Source organism: Flavobacterium sp. N2270, from assembly GCF_025947225.1.
Taxonomy (GTDB): domain Bacteria; phylum Bacteroidota; class Bacteroidia; order Flavobacteriales; family Flavobacteriaceae; genus Flavobacterium.
Genome location: NZ_CP110005.1, coordinates 2,152,233 through 2,168,321 on the forward strand (window position 1 = coordinate 2,152,233; position 16,089 = coordinate 2,168,321).

The following is a 16,089-nucleotide window of genomic DNA, read 5'->3' on the forward strand; positions in this document are numbered from 1 at the left end:
AATACATTCATCGTTGAAGAAATAGTAACTTGCAGACAAATTAGTACAAAATGAATAAAATAAAAATACTTTGGGTTGATGATGAAATTGACTTATTAAAGCCTCATATATTATTTCTAGAAAAGAAAAACTACGACGTTACTACTTGTAATAACGGACAAGATGCAATTGAACTATTTGAAGAAAATAATTTTGATGTTGTTTTTTTAGATGAAAATATGCCCGGTTTAAGTGGTCTCGAAACTTTATCAGAATTAAAAGAAAAAAAATCTTCTGTTCCTGTAATAATGATTACTAAAAGTGAAGAAGAATATATTATGGAAGAAGCTATTGGCTCTAAAATAGCAGATTACTTAATAAAACCAGTAAACCCTAATCAAATACTCTTAAGTTTAAAAAAGAACTTAGATCATTCTCGATTAGTCTCTGAAAAAACGACTTTAGACTACCAAAAAGAATTTCGTAAAATAGCTATGGATATGGCTATGGTCAATTCTTTTGAAGATTGGGCAGATTTATACAAAAGACTGATTTATTGGGAAATGGAACTTGAAAATATCGAAGACCAAAGCATGGTTGAAATATTGGAAAGTCAAAAAGTCGAAGCTAATCATCAATTTGGAAAGTTTATTGAAAAAAACTACGAAGATTGGTTTGTTGAAAACAACAATAAACCAGTACTTTCACATAAACTTTTTGGAGAATTAGTTGCGCCTGAAATTCGTAAGAAAGACAAACCAATTCTATTTGTAGTTATAGATAATTTGAGATATGACCAATGGAAAGCTTTTGAAAACATTGTAAACAATCATTACAAATTAGAAAAAGAGACTAGTTATTACGCAATGTTACCAACCGCTACTCAATATGCTCGTAATGCAATATTTTCTGGTTTAACTCCTTTGGAAATGGAGAAAAAATTTCCGCAATATTGGAAAAATGACCCAGATGAAGGCGGAAAAAATTTATATGAAGGTGAGTTTTTAACGGAACAACTAAAACGTTTAGGTTTAGATATTAAACAAGAATATTATAAGATTACTAATTTTAGAGATGGAAAAAAATTAGCAGACAACTTCAAAGGATTAAAAGATAATGATTTAACTACAATTGTTTATAATTTTGTAGATATGCTTTCACATGCCAAAACCGAAATGGAAGTTGTAAAGGAATTAGCTTCAGATGACAAAGCTTATCGCTCATTAACAGTAAGTTGGTTTAAAAATTCGCCTTTATTGGATATGATTCAGCAAGCCCAAAAAATGGGTTTCAAATTAATTTTAACTACCGATCATGGAACGATTAATTGTAAAAATCCGTCTAAAGTAATTGGCGACAAAAATACAAGTTTAAACCTTCGTTATAAAACTGGTAGAAGTTTAACCTATGAAAACAAAGATGTTTATGCAGTTAAAGATCCTAAAAAAATAGGTTTACCTGCATTAAATATGAGTAGTTCGTTTATTTTTGCAAAAAATGACTATTTCTTAGCTTATGTTAACAATTACAATCATTATGTAAGTTATTATAGAAATACTTATCAACATGGTGGAATTTCATTAGAAGAAATGATCGTTCCTTTTTTAGTTTTAGAACCAAAATAAAAATAAATGCAAATAGTTTTTTCTTTAGACGAAATACAAAGCGTTGTAAAACAATTGCTTAATACAAATGGATTAAAAAAAGTGATTACATTTCATGCAGAAATGGGTGTTGGAAAAACAACATTTATTAAAGAAATTGTAAAACAATTAGACGTTAATGATAATTCGAGCAGCCCAACTTTTTCATTGGTAAACGAATACGAAACTTCGACAGGAGAAGTTATTTATCACTTTGATTTATATCGTTTAAACAACGAAGAAGAAGCATATGATATGGGAATTGATGAGTATTTTTATTCTGGAAATTGGTGTTTAATAGAATGGCCAGAAAAAACGCCAAACTTAATTCCAATTGATCATGCTGCAATTCACTTAAAAATTGTAGAAAATGGAAAAAGAGAATTAACGTTAATAAATTAATCTATAATTTGTTATTTTTAAGCACTTGCAAATTGTAAGATTATTTCCTAAATTGGCTAAACATAACTAAAAACCAACTATGTCAACGTACAGTCCTTTTTCAAAAATGCAATTACTTCCACAGGAAGAAAAGTTAGAAATTGCACGACATAAAAGCGAATTATTTATTGGTGTTCCAAAAGAGACTTCCTATCAAGAACGACGTATTTGCTTAACACCTGATGCCGTTAGTTCATTGGTAAATCATGGTCATAGAGTTATGATTGAAGCGGGGGCTGGAGAGAGTTCAAGTTTTTCTGATAAAGAATATAGTGAAGCGGGTGCAGAAGTAACAAACGATACAAATAAAGTTTTTGGCTGCCCAATGATTTTAAAAGTAGAACCTCCTACTCTCGTTGAAGTTGAGATGATGAACCCGCAAACAATTGTAATTTCAGCTATCCAATTAAAAACACAGAAAAAAGAATATTTTGAGGCATTGGCCATAAAAAGAATTACTGCAATAGCATTTGAATTCATAAAAGACGAAGATGGTTCTTATCCAGCTGTAAAGTCATTATCAGAAATAGCAGGAATTGCTTCAATTCATATCGCTGCAGAGCTAATGATTAATCAAAACATAGGTAAAGGTTTACTTTTTGGCAATATTACTGGAGTTCCACCTACAGAAGTTGTAATTCTTGGTGCAGGAACCGTTGCCGAATTTGCAGCACGAACTGCAATAGGATTAGGCGCAAATGTAAAAGTATTTGACAATTCAATTACAAAATTAAGACGATTACAAAACAATTTAAACCAAAGAATATTTACTTCAACCATACAAGAAAAAAGCCTTTTAAAAGCATTACGCAGATGTGATGTAGCTATTGGAGCAATGAGAGGAAAAAATAGAACTCCTATTATAGTTACCGAAACTATGGTTGAAAACATGAAAAAAGGAGCTGTAATAGTAGATGTAAGTATAGATACTGGTGGATGTTTTGAATCTTCTGAAATAACAACACATGAAAAACCAACATTCATAAAAAACGATGTAATTCATTATTGTGTCCCTAATATTCCATCAAGATATTCTAAAACAGCTTCAATGTCAATTAGTAATATTATTTCACCTTTTTTATTAGACATTGCTGAAGATGGAGGTATTGAAAGTGCAATTCGTTGTAATAGAGGTTTAAAAAACGGAATTTATTTCTATCATGGTCTATTAACAAATAAATCTATTGGAGATTGGTTTAACATTGAATACAGAGATATTAATTTATTAGTTTTTTAAAGTAAATACTCTTACTAAGTCAATAAAACATTAAATTTGTCGAAAATTTTTTAAAATGAAATTCAAGTTTAGATTAGCCTATTACCTATTCGGATTAATGTTAGGTGGCTTTTTTGTAGTATATTTTTTAGGAGCAAAAGCAGATGCCAAAGGGGTTGAGTTTTGCTACTTACCAAACTGTAGAGCTTTAAAAGATATGAGAAGTAAATCATTTCATTATTCTGAAGCTGCGAAAAATACTTTAAATGAAGGTTGGGTAACAATTGAAGATGTTAAAGCGAGTATGCAATATGGTGATATAGATTTTGGAAAAAGTAATATTCCATCAAAAAACGGAAAAATATATGTTATCGAAGGTAAAACAGCTCAAAATGAAGCAATTATATTAACAGTAGCAAACAGTACTACTAAGGCAACTTTAGAGTCAATAGAAAAAAAATAATTTTTTATTTAAAAACACTTGTAAATATAAATAATGGGTGTATATTTGCACTCGCAATACGGTAATAGTAAAGCAGTTTATTGGGGCGATTAGCTCAGCTGGTTCAGAGCACCTCGTTTACACCGAGGGGGTCGGGGGTTCGAACCCCTCATCGCCCACTTCAATTTCTAAAAAAATCCTACAGAAATGTAGGATTTTTTTATTTTAATTTACTTTGATTTTCTTTATATTTGAAATTTAAGATAAATCAAAATGAAAACAACTCCAGAACATGACGAACGAATTGCAAAAATGACTTTTGCCTCTGTTTATCCACATTATGTAACAAAAGTCCAGAAAAAAGGTCGAACAATAGATGAATTACATCAAGTTATCGAATGGCTTACTGGTTTTAATAACCAAAAACTACAAGAACTAATTGATGATGAGGCTACTTTTGAAGCTTTCTTCCAAAATGCAAATTTAAATATAAATGCACAACTTATTAAAGGCGTTATTTGTGGTTATAGAATTGAAGAAATTGATAATGATTTAACCAGACAAACTAGATATTTAGACAAACTAGTTGATGAATTAGCAAAAGGAAAAAAAATGGAGAAAATATTGAGAAACAAATAAAACTAAGGAACCCATATTAAAACAACACATTCAAAATATCGGAATGTTGCTTTATAAGCATCTTGACATTTACAGGTATTTTTTTCCTTGTATGTTACTTGATTTTTCTTCTGAACCAATAAGTAAGATTTACACGAGAGAATCAATTTAGAGAATATAAATTACCATTTATAAACTTAAGGATATAAAAAACTAAAGATATAAAAAACTAAATATAATTTAAACTTTGAAAGATAAAATAAGAATTATCATTAGCGTATTGTTTCCTGTAATAATGATTTTATTCAGGTACTCAAAGTATATTAATTATTTAGGCGTACTTTTACTCTTATCATTATTAATCCTTGATTTTATTAATTTAAATAAAATTAAGAATTCAAAGTCTTCTTTAATTCATTATTTATCTTGGATAATTATTTCAGCTACTATAATTTATTTAAGAAATATTGAACTAACAATATATTCACAATTAGTTTTAATTTTTATATTTAAAACTACCATACTCTTTTTATCGTTATTAAAATACAGAAGTTTTTATGTTACTAAGTCTTTTTTAGGAAAAATATGGATTCTAAGCCTATTTTTATATTTAATTGAACTTATCTTAAATTCAACACATACAACAGCAGAACTATGTTTAAAACTAGCAATCCTTACATCAATCGAATCAATATTAATAATAATGTTCAATAATAAGTTGAAAATATATCAAAAAAACTTCCTAAATATTTTTTGGAATAAAATTTCAAAAACAAATAACTAAATTTAGTATTAACAAAAAAAAATCCCTCAACTGAGGGATTTTGCGTTTTATAATTTTCTTCTACTTCTTTCTTTCTTAATTAAATCGAGCTCACGGCTTGTTTGTCCGGCTACAGAAGTATTTTCTTCGGCTCTACGAATTAAATATGGCATAACATCTCTAACTGGTCCAAATGGAAGGTATTTTGCCACATTATAACCTTGTTCCGCTAAATTATAACTAATATTATCACTCATTCCATATAATTGACCGAAAAAGATTCTGTTCTCGTTTTTAGTAATTCCTTTTTCTTCACACAATTCCATCAATCGATATGAACTATTTTCATTATGAGTTCCTGCAAAAATGTACATTTTATCAATATTATCAACCATATAAACAATTGCTGCATCATAATTTTCATCAGTAGCTTGTTTAGTTGCGCATATTGGCGATTTATATCCTTTATCTTCTGCTCTAGCATTTTCCTTTTCCATATAGGCTCCACGAACAATTTTCATACCAATGAAGAATCCATCTTTATTAGCTCTGTCATGAAGGTTTTTCAAGTAGTCTAATCTATCCCAACGATACATTTGTAGCGTATTATATACTATTGCTCTTTGTTTATTGTATTTACGCATCATTTCTTCAACCAAATCATCTGCAGCATCTTGCATCCAGCTTTCTTCAGCATCAATTAATAATGCAACATCTTTATCGTGCGCAATTTTACACACTTTATCAAAACGAGCAACTACTCTATTCCATTCTTCTTTTTCTTTCTCATTCAACTCTGCTCCAGATCCTACTTTTTCATATAAAGCAATTCTACCAAATCCAGTAGGTTTAAAAACTGCAAATGGAATTGCCATACGTTCTTTAGCAAAATCAACTGTTTTTAAAATCATTTCTAAAGCAGCATCAAATTGAGCTTCTTCTTCTTTTCCTTCTACAGAATAATCTAAAACAGATGAAACTCCTTTAGTATACATTTTATCAACAACCGAAAGACAATCATGTTCATTTATTCCGCCACAAAAATGATCAAAAACAGTAGAACGAATTAATCCTTCAACTGGTAAATGTGCTTTCAATGCAAAATTTGTAACAGCTGTACCAATTTTTACAAGAGGTTGACTTTCAATTAATTTGAATAAAAAATAAGCTCTTTCTAACTCGGTATCACTTTTAAGTGAAAAAGCAACTTCTGTATTGTTAAAGATTTTCTCCATGAGATTTTGACTAAATTGTTATGCAAATATACTGTAGTCTTCTCTATTTTTAAATAAAAAATACCTTATTTTGCATGAAATTGAAAACAATAACAATGCAAACTATTCAAGCACACAATTATAAAATATTATTTGACGATTTAGGTTATGAGTTTCTTGCCAAATCAATAACACCACAATTGTATTCAAAAATATTTATAATTGTAGATGAGAATACTTCAAACGAATGTCTACCTCGATTTTTAGCGAATTTTGCTACAGAAGTAGCTATTGAAATTATTGAATTAGAAGCTGGTGAAGCACATAAAAATATTGAAACTTGTTTAGGCATTTGGAATAGTTTAACCGAATTAGAAGGAGATAGAAAAAGTATTATCATAAACCTTGGAGGTGGTGTGATTACAGATATTGGCGGCTTTGTTGCTTGTACATTTAAAAGAGGTATCGATTTCATAAATGTTCCTACTACTCTTTTAGCTATGGTTGATGCATCAATAGGTGGGAAAAATGGAGTTGATTTAGGAAACTTAAAAAACCAGATTGGAATAATTAGAGAACCAAAAGCAGTGTTAATCGATACACATTTTCTGAGTACTTTATCTGCAAGAGAAATGCGTTCTGGATTAGCAGAAATGCTTAAGCATGGTTTAATTTACGATAAACTATATTGGAATAAATTTAAACACCTAAATAACTTAAGTACTGATGATTTGAATAGTTTAATTCATGAATCAGTTCAAATAAAAAACATAATAGTTTCTGAAGACTTAACCGAAAATGGAATAAGAAAATCTTTAAATTTCGGACACACTTTAGGTCATGCAATAGAAAGCTATTTATTGGAACATCCTAATAAAAAATCATTACTCCATGGTGAAGCTATTGCCATAGGAATGATTTTAGAAAGTTATATTTCTAAAGAAAAAAATCTTATTTCTGAAATTGAATATTTAGAAATAAAAGAACTAATTAATTCGCTTTATGACAAGGTTGAATTTAATGAAACTGACATTCAAAAAGTAATTGAATTATTAATTTTTGACAAGAAAAATGAATTTGGCACCATTCAATTTGCGCTTTTAGATGGAATAGGTAAAATTAAAATCAATCAAACAGCTGATAATGAATTAATTATAAAATCTTTTATAAATTATAAAAACTAAAAAAAAATAATCTAATTCATTCCAATCGGTAATAATATTTTTTAAATTTGCAGTAATGAAAAAACCACATTTACTTCAAAATTTAACGACAAGCTTTTCTTTTCAGAAAAACAGCTATTCAATACATCATAATAGTTGTTCCTTTAATGAAAGTATTTTTGTATTTGATTTATTTGAATTGTTAAAAGCATTTAACGAAAAACTTTTAATAATATTTTCTAACATAAGACTTTGAAAATTAATTGTTTATAAAATTAAAACAATTAATAAATTTCAAAAATATTACTCAAAAAATGAATACAAAATATTTCGATTTAATCAATCAAACTTTCTATTTTCCTCAAGAAGAATTTACCTTAAATAAAGACAATCTTGAATTTCATAAAATTGATTTAATGAAACTAGTAGAACAATATGGTACACCTTTAAAGTTTACTTATTTACCTCAAATTTCAAACAACATCAATAAAGCAAAAGGATGGTTTAGAAAAGCAATGGAAAAACATAAGTACGAAGGTAAGTATCACTATTGCTATTGCACTAAAAGCTCTCATTTCCAGTTTATTATGAATGAGGCTTTTAAAAATAATATTCATATTGAAACATCTTCTGCGGTTGACATTAATATTGTTGAAAGTCTTTTAGAAGAAGGAAAAATCAATAAAAATACGTTTGTTATTTGTAATGGTTTTAAGAGAGATGCTTACGTAGAAAATATTGCTAGAATTGTTAATAATGGACACAAGAATACAATTCCAATTATTGATAATTACGAGGAATTAGACTTATTACAAGAGCAAATTGATGGTAAATTCAAAATCGGAATTAGAATTGCCGCAGAAGAAGAACCAAAATTTGAATTTTATACTTCTCGTTTAGGTATTGGATATAGAAATATTGTTCCTTTTTACAGAAAACAAATACAAGAAAATAAACAAGTTGAGCTTAAAATGCTTCACTTCTTTATTAATACAGGAATTCGTGATACTGCTTATTATTGGAACGAATTACTAAAATGTTTAAAAGTTTATATTGCACTAAAGAAAGAGTGCCCAACATTAGATAGTTTAAATATTGGAGGTGGTTTTCCTATTAAAAATTCACTTGCATTTGAATATGATTATCAATACATGATTGATGAAATTATTAATCAAATAAAAATAGCTTGTGATGAAGCTGAAGTACCTGTTCCAAATATTTTTACAGAATTTGGTTCATTTACAGTAGGTGAAAGCGGAGGTGCTATTTATCAAGTATTATATCAAAAACAACAAAATGATAGAGAAAAATGGAACATGATTGATTCTTCATTCATTACTACTCTACCTGATACTTGGGCAATTAACAAAAGATTTGTAATGTTAGCCATTAACAGATGGAATGATACATATGAAAGAGTGCTATTAGGCGGTATGACTTGTGATAGTGACGATTATTACAACTCAGAACAAAACATGAATGCCGTTTATTTACCAAAATATAACAAGGAAAAACCTTTATACATAGGTTTTTTCAATACTGGAGCTTATCAAGAAACAATTGGTGGTTTTGGCGGTTTACATCACTGTTTAATTCCTCAACCAAAACATATTTTAATCGATAGGGATGAAAATGGTATTTTAGCAACAGAAGTTTTCTCTGAACAGCAAAAAGCTGAAGACATTATGAATATATTAGGTTACAAAAAGAAATAATATACAAATACAGAATTTTTTTCAATTAAATAAAATAACAATGAGCAAAGGTCCAATTAGTCAATTTATAGAAAATAATTTTCTTCACTTCAATTCAGCAGCTTTAGTTGATGCGGCAAAAGGATATGAAGAACACTTATTAGATAATGGTAAAATGCTAATTTCGCTTGCAGGCGCAATGAGTACAGCTGAATTAGGAAAATCATTAGCTGAAATGATTCGTCAAGATAAAGTACACGTAATATCATGTACTGGAGCTAATTTAGAAGAAGATATTATGAACTTAGTTGCTCATAATTCATATAAAAGAATTCCTAACTATAGAGATTTAACACCTCAAGAAGAATGGGATTTACTAGAAAACCATTACAATCGTGTAACAGATACTTGTATTCCTGAAGAAGAAGCTTTTAGAAGATTACAACAACATTTAATTGATATTTGGAAAAAAGCTGAAAGTGAAGGTAAACGATATTTTCCACATGAATTCATGTACCAAATGATTAATTCAGGTGTTTTAGAACAATATTATGAAATTGATCCTAAAGATTCTTGGATGGTTGCTGCTGCTGAAAAAAACTTACCTATTGTTGTTCCAGGTTGGGAAGATAGTACAATGGGAAATATTTTTGCTTCTTATTGTATTAAAGGAGAATTAAATGTTTCTACAACTAAAAGCGGTATTGAATACATGATGTGGTTAGCAGATTGGTACCCAAAAAACTCTGGTGGAAAAGGATTAGGTTTTTTCCAAGTTGGAGGAGGAATTGCTGGAGATTTCCCAATTTGTGTAGTACCAATGCTTTATCAAGACATGGAAATGCACGATATTCCATTCTGGAGTTACTTCTGTCAAGTTTCTGATTCTACAACAAGTTATGGTTCATACTCTGGCGCAGTTCCAAATGAGAAGATTACTTGGGGAAAATTAGATATAACAACTCCTAAATTCATAGTAGAATCTGATGCAACGATCGTAGTTCCGTTGATTTTTGCTCATGTTTTAGGTTGGTAAAAAAAATGAAAAAAAATTAAATTATAATTTGATTTTTTCAATAAGGATGTTACTTTTGATAAAAAATAAAGATTAAATTTTACCCAATGAAAAGAATTATTGTTGATTACGCAAAATTAACAAATGAAATCTTAACCTTGCTAGTTGAGAAGTTTCCTGATGGATATGAAGATTCAGATATCATACGATTCAAGAACATTAAAAATGAAACAGTTGAGGCTGTTGAAGTACGTACTGAAGACACTATTTTTCTAGTAAAAGTAAGTACCAAATTAGCTGACAGAATAGAAAACTACGAAGATGATGAAGATGATGATAACACAGGTGATGACTCATTAGACTCTTTAAATGATTTAGAGATTGCTGATGAATCTGATTCTGATGAAGATTAAAAATAAAAAAGCTCCAATTTATTGGAGCTTTTTTATTTTACAAATATCTTTCCTTAATAATATCTAAATGATGCTTTTCGTGGCCTTGAATAATAACACCAAGTGCTCTAACAGACACCGAAGAATTTGATGCTATACCAAGTCTTTTCATTTGTTTACTTGAAAAACTTTTAAAAAGGCATATAGTAGAGTTTCTTACCATTTTATATTCTTCAATTAAGCTTGAAGTACTCCTCTCACCTGCCAAAGCTTCAATAACATAATCATTTTCTTCAAAACCAGGTAAATCAGTTTTATCATTTCTTGCAATTCTAAGCGCCCTATATGCAAATATCCTTTCAGTGTCAATTAAATGTAAAAAAATATCCTTAACCGTCCATTTTCCCTCAGAATAACGATAATTTAGTTTATCTCTGGGTATAGTTTTGAAAAATTCTACAACAAGAGTTGATTGTTGTATTAAACCATCAATTATTGACAAATGATTATTTGCAATTGTTACATAGTTCGCATAAAATGGAGCAAACTCATTTTCATTAAATTCTATCATAATTATAAATATAATAAAAAATCCCGGGAATACCGGGATTTTACAATTACATTTCTTTAAAAATGGTATGCATTAACCTTTTTTTATCGTTTATGCTCTCTTCAAGTGATATCATTGTTTCTGTTCTATAAACACCTTCAATATCATCAATCATGAAAATAACTTCTTTTGCATGTTTTGTATCTCTTGCTCTAATTTTACAGAAAATATTAAATTTACCTGTTGTTATGTGAGCAACTGTTACATACGGTATTTGATCAATCCTTTCTAATACAAATTTTGTTTGTGACGTATTGTGCAAGAAAACACCAACATAAGCTATAAAAGAATAACCTAATTTTTCATAATCTAAAGTTAACGAAGAGCCTTGAATAATTCCAGCTTCTTCCATTTTTTTTACTCTAACATGTACAGTTCCTGCAGAAATAAGCAATTTTTTTGCAATATCCGTAAAAGGAACTCTTGTGTTATCAATTAACATGTCTAAAATTTGATGATCCACTTCATCTAATCGAAACTTACTCATAAAGTATAAAATAATAAATATTTAAAATTCTAATTGAAAGTGCAAATTTATTAAAGAATTAATAATCCATTACTATATTTTAACAAATTATTTAGATAAAAATCCGCTTTTTCTTGTTTTTTTGGTAAATTTCCATATGAAGAACTAAAAAACATTCCTTCACAATCATATTCAACATGTCCATAAGAATTTTCTAAATTATCTATTTGTGTTATTTCTGCTACAAAATCAATCTTTCCATTTACTAACACTTCTTTATATTGCGCTGCAAAGTTAATTAATTTTTCTTCTGAATTCTTAATAATTTTGACGTTTTTGTAAATAAAATCGAAATAATTCTTAATGTTTTGAGGTATTATTAAATATTCTTTAATTTCAGAGTCAAAATTAGTTTCCCTACTTACTCCTAACAAAGAAGAAATTAACGATATGAATACAAATTTTCTAACTTCATCTCTTTGATAATCATTTGCATAATGTCCTGCCTCAAATAAAATCGTTGGTGTTCCTTGAGATGTAAAGTAATCTCCAATACAGTTTATATTAAAAGCATCATCAAACCTTCCTATTTGATTAGGAATAACCAATTGCAATTCCTTATTAATCATATTAATGATTTTAATAGCTTTAAAACGAGTTTCGTTAAAATCACACTCAACATTATAAGAAGGTGCTAAAAAAGACATTGTAGCAGGTAATTTAGTACCTTCAGTACCAAATATAGTGCGCTGATCATGTAAATTATAGCAATAATCTGGATTAAAACTAAGATATAATTCTCTTAACAACTTACTTTCAGGTTGTGTAATGTTAAATGCATCTCTATTTAAGTCAATTTCATTAGCATTAACCCTTGTATAAGCTTCTGCTCCATCAGGATTTAAAATAGGAATACATAATAAAGTATATTTTTCTTTAATTTTTAATACTAATTCATCATCAGAATTCAAGAAATTAAAAAAATCCAACAATCCTTTTGTTGTTGTAGATTCATTCCCGTGCATTTGAGACCACATGAATATTTTGATTTTTCCTGTTCCAAATTGAACGCTGTAGATATTTTTATCTTGAACTGATTTTCCTTCAATTGAAATTTTAAAATTGGAATTTAATAAGCTTAATTCATTTTCAATATGAGAATTTGTAACATATCGTCCTGATAAATTCTTGTTTAAATATTCGTTGGCTAATTGCAAAAACATACTCTATATTATTATGTTACAAATGTAAACAACTATCTATTTACAAATGTAAACAAATAAATGTACTGTTTTGTTTACTTTTGTAAACACGTTACCATTACGTATTAGCATCTTTACCTATTTGTACAATTACATTTGTAATACAAAATATTATCACTATAGATAATATTAAAAATCAGTTAGTTATATATCCTTATATAAAGTAAACAATTAAACGTTTAGTCTATTTATATAAGTTTAATTGTTTATTTGAAAACTTATATTTACATTTGTAAACCTTAATTTGAATAATTACAATTTACAATGGTAAACACAGATGATTTCATTAAACGACTAGAAGAAATACTAGAATATTACGGTTTATCTGCTTCTGGATTTGCAGATAAGATTAGTGTACAACGTTCTAGTTTGTCTCACCTACTCTCTGGAAGAAACAAACCGAGTTTAGATTTCATTATGAAAATTATTGAAGAATTTCCTGAAGTAGATTTATATTGGATTTTAAATGGTAAAGGAACATTCCCAAAATCAGAACATAAAATAATTGAAAATAGTTCTCCTACTCCAATTTCTAAAACTGAAAATATTGTAGAAAAATCAAATGCTTCAAATTCGGATTTATTTTCTCAAAATATAGAAAGTGAAAATACTGCCGTAAAAAATAATTTAGAAGAAAAAAATTCAAATACGCAGATTTTTCCACAAACACAAAATTCGTCCAATATTGAACGAATTGTTATTTTTTATAAAAATGGAAGTTTTAAAGAATATCACCCTGAATAATCTCTAAAAAAAAACGCTCTACTATATAATTAGTAAAGCGTTTTAAATTCTACTTTAAGAATAATTTATTTTCGAAGTAAGTAAACTGCTGCAACTCCTGCTTCTGCTCTAGAATCAACTGGAGCAACATCACCAGATGCAGTTGGGATATTAAAAGTTAACACTTTACCACCACCATTAGCTCTTTCTGCTACATAAATTACATTTGTTACATAATCGTAAGCAACATCAACCGGATTTCCTAAAGTTGAGCTCGCTCCATAGATTCTTTTTTGGTTACTCATAGCAATAGTTCCCATATTTGAAGTAGAATTAAGTACAGTTGTAAAATTATTTATCACAATTAGGCCTCCGTCAGTTGCATCAGCAGCACTTGCAACGTCTGTTAAAATCATTACATCATCATTTGCAGAATAAGTAATTCCATGAGTACGTGTTAAACCTTCAATAGTTACACGTTTAGTTGGCATAATAGTTCCAGAAGCTAATGAGAAAAAATTCTCAAAAACCAATATATCGCTAGTTAAATCGGCAACAGCATATAAAGTTGTTCCTTCAGCGTGAATTCCCCAAATTTTAAAATCTAAAGTATATTCGTTTATTAAATTATAACCTGATGTTGTTTTTTGATAAACAAGAAATTTATTTGTATCGTTATTAATAGTTGCTTGATCTTGAGTAACAATTATTTTATCTCCAGAAATAGCAATTTCTCTAGCATTTGTAAAATCCATATTCGAACTAAAATTAGATAACATTAAATTATCTGTATTGGTTTCAACCCCATTTTTTAGTCCTGAATAAGTTTCTAAACGATTATTTGTTCTTGATGCAAGTATAACTTCATCAGAAAATGAATTGTAATAAATTCCATCATTATCTGTTCCGTTTACAGAAAATGAAAAAATAGATGAATTTGTTGATAATAAATCAACAAAGGAAATTTTACCTGTTGTATTACTTGAAGTAACTAATTTTAATTCAGGATTAGATTGTGATGACATTGAATCATCATCTGTACAAGAAACAGCTATTAATGATAATAAAGTTCCTAAAGCAAGCATTTTTTTCATAATTTAAGTTTTTTAGATTGTTATTAAAAACTCATTTACGAGAAAAATGAAATCTTGGTTTTAAAATTTATAATTATTTTTTTGGAACATAACTATTTTCTGGAATTTTACCAATAACACCTTTAAAATTGGCTTGTAATAGTGGTAAATCTTTTTCAATATCTCCTGTTGGATAAAAGGGTTTGTGATAAACTACTTCTTTATTAGCATAATCAAAAGCTACAGGAACAATTGGTACATTTGCTTTTAAAGCTATGTAATAAAAACCTGTTTTCCATTCTTCTACTTTTTTACGAGTTCCTTCAGGAGCAATGGCTAATCTAAACACTTCATTTTCTTCAAAAATTTTAGCAATAGCATCTACTTTATTTTCCTTTTTTTGTCGGTTTAAAGCTTTTCCGCCTGTCCATTTAAAAAAATATCCAAATGGAAAAACAAATAATTCTTTTTTGGCAACATAATTAATATCTAATTCTAAAATAGCTCTAGAAAAAATACCCAAGAAAAAATCCCACCAACTTGTGTGAGGTACTGCAATAACAATACATTTAGTAATATTTTTTTCAATAGTTCCTACAACCTTCCAACCAAGCAGTTTGCAAAAGATTAAAGTATATATGTATTTTTTCATTTTGTTCTTTTAATTGGTGTAAAAATAGAATTATATTTACAAATAGAAAAAATACAATGCTTAAAAAGTGGTTAAGTTATATACTTCCTATTACTATATATGAGAAAAAATCTCAAATAAGTAAGAATTTAGAAGTAACCTGGAATAATGGCAAATTGGTCATTGATTCTGAAAACACGAATTATTCATACGGAAGTCTGCAAAAAGTACTACGTAACGGATTGTATTCTATTGGTAAAGAAAGAATTCAAAACATGAATTCTATTTTAGTTCTTGGTGTTGCTGGCGGAAGTGTAATTAAAACGCTTGTGGATGAATTTCAATTCAAAGGTAAAATTACTGGAGTTGAAATTGATGAAGAAATTACTACTATTGCAAACCAATATTTTAAATTGAATGAAATAACGAACTACACTCCTATTATTGCCGATGCAAATGAATTTGTTAAAAGTACAACTGAAAATTTTGATTTAATTATCATTGATATTTTTCAGGATGCAACTATGCCCGACTTTTTATTTAAAAATGAATTTATCAATAATACTAAACAATTGCTTCAAATTAATGGATTTATTTTATTTAATACTATGAACTTAGATGAAAAAGGAATTGATAAAAACAAACAGTTCATCGGTGCTTTTGAAACCTCAAGTTATATAATTAAAGAGTTTAAAAATATTGAAGTTTTTAATGAGTTGATTTTGGTTGAAAAGATTGATTAGA

17 protein-coding genes and 1 tRNA gene are annotated in these 16,089 nt (G+C 28.2%); 12 read left to right on the forward strand and 6 right to left on the reverse strand.

Going from position 1 to position 16,089, the window contains the following annotated elements; all coding sequences use genetic code 11:
- Positions 1–50: 50 nt before the first annotated feature.
- From OLM55_RS10020 to OLM55_RS10045, 6 genes are all read left to right on the forward strand, one after another.
- Positions 51–1,604, forward strand: a complete 1,554-nt coding sequence (locus OLM55_RS10020; protein ID WP_264558767.1) for a bifunctional response regulator/alkaline phosphatase family protein — start codon at positions 51–53, stop codon at positions 1,602–1,604.
- A gap of 6 nt (positions 1,605–1,610) precedes the next feature.
- Positions 1,611–2,024, forward strand: a complete 414-nt coding sequence (gene tsaE / locus OLM55_RS10025; protein ID WP_264558768.1) for a tRNA (adenosine(37)-N6)-threonylcarbamoyltransferase complex ATPase subunit type 1 TsaE — start codon at positions 1,611–1,613, stop codon at positions 2,022–2,024.
- A gap of 79 nt (positions 2,025–2,103) precedes the next feature.
- Positions 2,104–3,300, forward strand: a complete 1,197-nt coding sequence (locus OLM55_RS10030) for an alanine dehydrogenase (protein ID WP_264558769.1) — start codon at positions 2,104–2,106, stop codon at positions 3,298–3,300.
- Positions 3,301–3,355: 55 nt separating this feature from the next.
- On the forward strand, positions 3,356–3,742 hold the full coding sequence (locus OLM55_RS10035) for a DUF4258 domain-containing protein (RefSeq protein WP_264558770.1): 387 nt from the start codon (positions 3,356–3,358) through the stop codon (positions 3,740–3,742).
- 83 nt (positions 3,743–3,825) lie between these two features.
- Positions 3,826–3,900 (forward strand) — tRNA-Val (locus OLM55_RS10040).
- A 94-nt stretch (positions 3,901–3,994) separates the two neighbouring features.
- Complete coding sequence (locus OLM55_RS10045; protein WP_264558771.1) at positions 3,995–4,360, forward strand: DUF2200 domain-containing protein; 366 nt, start codon at positions 3,995–3,997, stop codon at positions 4,358–4,360.
- 810 nt (positions 4,361–5,170) lie between these two features.
- On the opposite strand, the gene OLM55_RS10050 is transcribed toward OLM55_RS10045, so the two are convergent.
- Positions 5,171–6,337: a proline dehydrogenase family protein gene (locus OLM55_RS10050; protein ID WP_264558772.1), complete on the reverse strand. Its 1,167-nt coding sequence runs from the start codon at positions 6,335–6,337 to the stop codon at positions 5,171–5,173.
- Between the two features lie 95 nt (positions 6,338–6,432).
- Here OLM55_RS10050 and aroB point away from each other — a divergent pair, with 95 nt between their 5' ends.
- The 4 genes from aroB (at position 6,433) to OLM55_RS10070 (ending at position 10,601) form a co-directional block, all read left to right on the forward strand.
- On the forward strand, positions 6,433–7,500 hold the full coding sequence (aroB, locus tag OLM55_RS10055; protein WP_264560619.1) for a 3-dehydroquinate synthase: 1,068 nt from the start codon (positions 6,433–6,435) through the stop codon (positions 7,498–7,500).
- Positions 7,501–7,793: 293 nt separating this feature from the next.
- On the forward strand, positions 7,794–9,194 hold the full coding sequence (locus OLM55_RS10060) for an arginine decarboxylase (RefSeq protein ID WP_264558773.1): 1,401 nt from the start codon (positions 7,794–7,796) through the stop codon (positions 9,192–9,194).
- Positions 9,195–9,234: 40 nt separating this feature from the next.
- On the forward strand, positions 9,235–10,209 hold the full coding sequence (locus OLM55_RS10065; RefSeq protein WP_264558774.1) for a deoxyhypusine synthase family protein: 975 nt from the start codon (positions 9,235–9,237) through the stop codon (positions 10,207–10,209).
- Between the two features lie 86 nt (positions 10,210–10,295).
- Positions 10,296–10,601, forward strand: coding sequence for a hypothetical protein (locus tag OLM55_RS10070; RefSeq protein WP_264558775.1), 306 nt, complete (start codon positions 10,296–10,298; stop codon positions 10,599–10,601).
- Positions 10,602–10,638: 37 nt separating this feature from the next.
- Here the strand turns inward: OLM55_RS10070 and OLM55_RS10075 are convergent, their stop codons facing one another.
- Genes OLM55_RS10075 through OLM55_RS10085 form a run of 3 tightly spaced genes read right to left on the reverse strand, consistent with a single transcriptional unit; the run spans position 10,639 to position 12,879 of the window.
- Positions 10,639–11,151 (reverse strand): DinB family protein, encoded by a 513-nt coding sequence (locus OLM55_RS10075; RefSeq protein ID WP_264558776.1) that lies wholly within the window; start codon positions 11,149–11,151, stop codon positions 10,639–10,641.
- A gap of 46 nt (positions 11,152–11,197) precedes the next feature.
- Entirely contained in the window at positions 11,198–11,677 is a 480-nt protein-coding gene (locus OLM55_RS10080) for an Lrp/AsnC family transcriptional regulator (RefSeq protein ID WP_264558777.1), read from the reverse strand.
- A gap of 50 nt (positions 11,678–11,727) precedes the next feature.
- Entirely contained in the window at positions 11,728–12,879 is a 1,152-nt protein-coding gene (locus tag OLM55_RS10085; protein ID WP_264558778.1) for a M14 metallopeptidase family protein, read from the reverse strand.
- Between the two features lie 303 nt (positions 12,880–13,182).
- Between OLM55_RS10085 and OLM55_RS10090 the strand changes: the two genes are divergently transcribed.
- On the forward strand, positions 13,183–13,662 hold the full coding sequence (locus tag OLM55_RS10090; RefSeq protein ID WP_264558779.1) for a helix-turn-helix domain-containing protein: 480 nt from the start codon (positions 13,183–13,185) through the stop codon (positions 13,660–13,662).
- 65 nt (positions 13,663–13,727) lie between these two features.
- Here the strand turns inward: OLM55_RS10090 and OLM55_RS10095 are convergent, their stop codons facing one another.
- The gene (locus tag OLM55_RS10095; protein WP_264558780.1) at positions 13,728–14,735 is read right to left on the reverse strand and encodes a hypothetical protein; all 1,008 of its coding nucleotides are present in this window, start codon (positions 14,733–14,735) and stop codon (positions 13,728–13,730) included.
- 73 nt (positions 14,736–14,808) lie between these two features.
- On the reverse strand, positions 14,809–15,366 hold the full coding sequence (locus OLM55_RS10100) for a 1-acyl-sn-glycerol-3-phosphate acyltransferase (protein ID WP_264558781.1): 558 nt from the start codon (positions 15,364–15,366) through the stop codon (positions 14,809–14,811).
- Between the two features lie 56 nt (positions 15,367–15,422).
- Between OLM55_RS10100 and OLM55_RS10105 the strand changes: the two genes are divergently transcribed.
- Complete coding sequence (locus tag OLM55_RS10105; RefSeq protein WP_264558782.1) at positions 15,423–16,088, forward strand: spermidine synthase; 666 nt, start codon at positions 15,423–15,425, stop codon at positions 16,086–16,088.
- The last annotated feature ends 1 nt before the right edge of the window (position 16,089 follow it).

Excerpts from the sequence above, each read along its gene's own strand:
- OLM55_RS10020 (WP_264558767.1), top strand. The coding sequence starts at position 51 with ATGAATAAAATAAAAATACTTTGGGTTGATGATGAAATTGACTTATTA.
- tsaE (WP_264558768.1), top strand. The coding sequence starts at position 1,611 with ATGCAAATAGTTTTTTCTTTAGACGAAATACAAAGCGTTGTAAAACAA.
- OLM55_RS10030 (WP_264558769.1), top strand. The coding sequence starts at position 2,104 with ATGTCAACGTACAGTCCTTTTTCAAAAATGCAATTACTTCCACAGGAA.
- OLM55_RS10035 (WP_264558770.1), top strand. The coding sequence starts at position 3,356 with ATGAAATTCAAGTTTAGATTAGCCTATTACCTATTCGGATTAATGTTA.
- OLM55_RS10045 (WP_264558771.1), top strand. The coding sequence starts at position 3,995 with ATGAAAACAACTCCAGAACATGACGAACGAATTGCAAAAATGACTTTT.
- OLM55_RS10050 (WP_264558772.1), bottom strand. The coding sequence starts at position 6,337 with ATGGAGAAAATCTTTAACAATACAGAAGTTGCTTTTTCACTTAAAAGT.
- aroB (WP_264560619.1), top strand. The coding sequence starts at position 6,433 with ATGCAAACTATTCAAGCACACAATTATAAAATATTATTTGACGATTTA.
- OLM55_RS10060 (WP_264558773.1), top strand. The coding sequence starts at position 7,794 with ATGAATACAAAATATTTCGATTTAATCAATCAAACTTTCTATTTTCCT.
- OLM55_RS10065 (WP_264558774.1), top strand. The coding sequence starts at position 9,235 with ATGAGCAAAGGTCCAATTAGTCAATTTATAGAAAATAATTTTCTTCAC.
- OLM55_RS10070 (WP_264558775.1), top strand. The coding sequence starts at position 10,296 with ATGAAAAGAATTATTGTTGATTACGCAAAATTAACAAATGAAATCTTA.
- OLM55_RS10075 (WP_264558776.1), bottom strand. The coding sequence starts at position 11,151 with ATGATAGAATTTAATGAAAATGAGTTTGCTCCATTTTATGCGAACTAT.
- OLM55_RS10080 (WP_264558777.1), bottom strand. The coding sequence starts at position 11,677 with ATGAGTAAGTTTCGATTAGATGAAGTGGATCATCAAATTTTAGACATG.
- OLM55_RS10085 (WP_264558778.1), bottom strand. The coding sequence starts at position 12,879 with ATGTTTTTGCAATTAGCCAACGAATATTTAAACAAGAATTTATCAGGA.
- OLM55_RS10090 (WP_264558779.1), top strand. The coding sequence starts at position 13,183 with ATGGTAAACACAGATGATTTCATTAAACGACTAGAAGAAATACTAGAA.
- OLM55_RS10095 (WP_264558780.1), bottom strand. The coding sequence starts at position 14,735 with ATGAAAAAAATGCTTGCTTTAGGAACTTTATTATCATTAATAGCTGTT.
- OLM55_RS10100 (WP_264558781.1), bottom strand. The coding sequence starts at position 15,366 with ATGAAAAAATACATATATACTTTAATCTTTTGCAAACTGCTTGGTTGG.
- OLM55_RS10105 (WP_264558782.1), top strand. The coding sequence starts at position 15,423 with ATGCTTAAAAAGTGGTTAAGTTATATACTTCCTATTACTATATATGAG.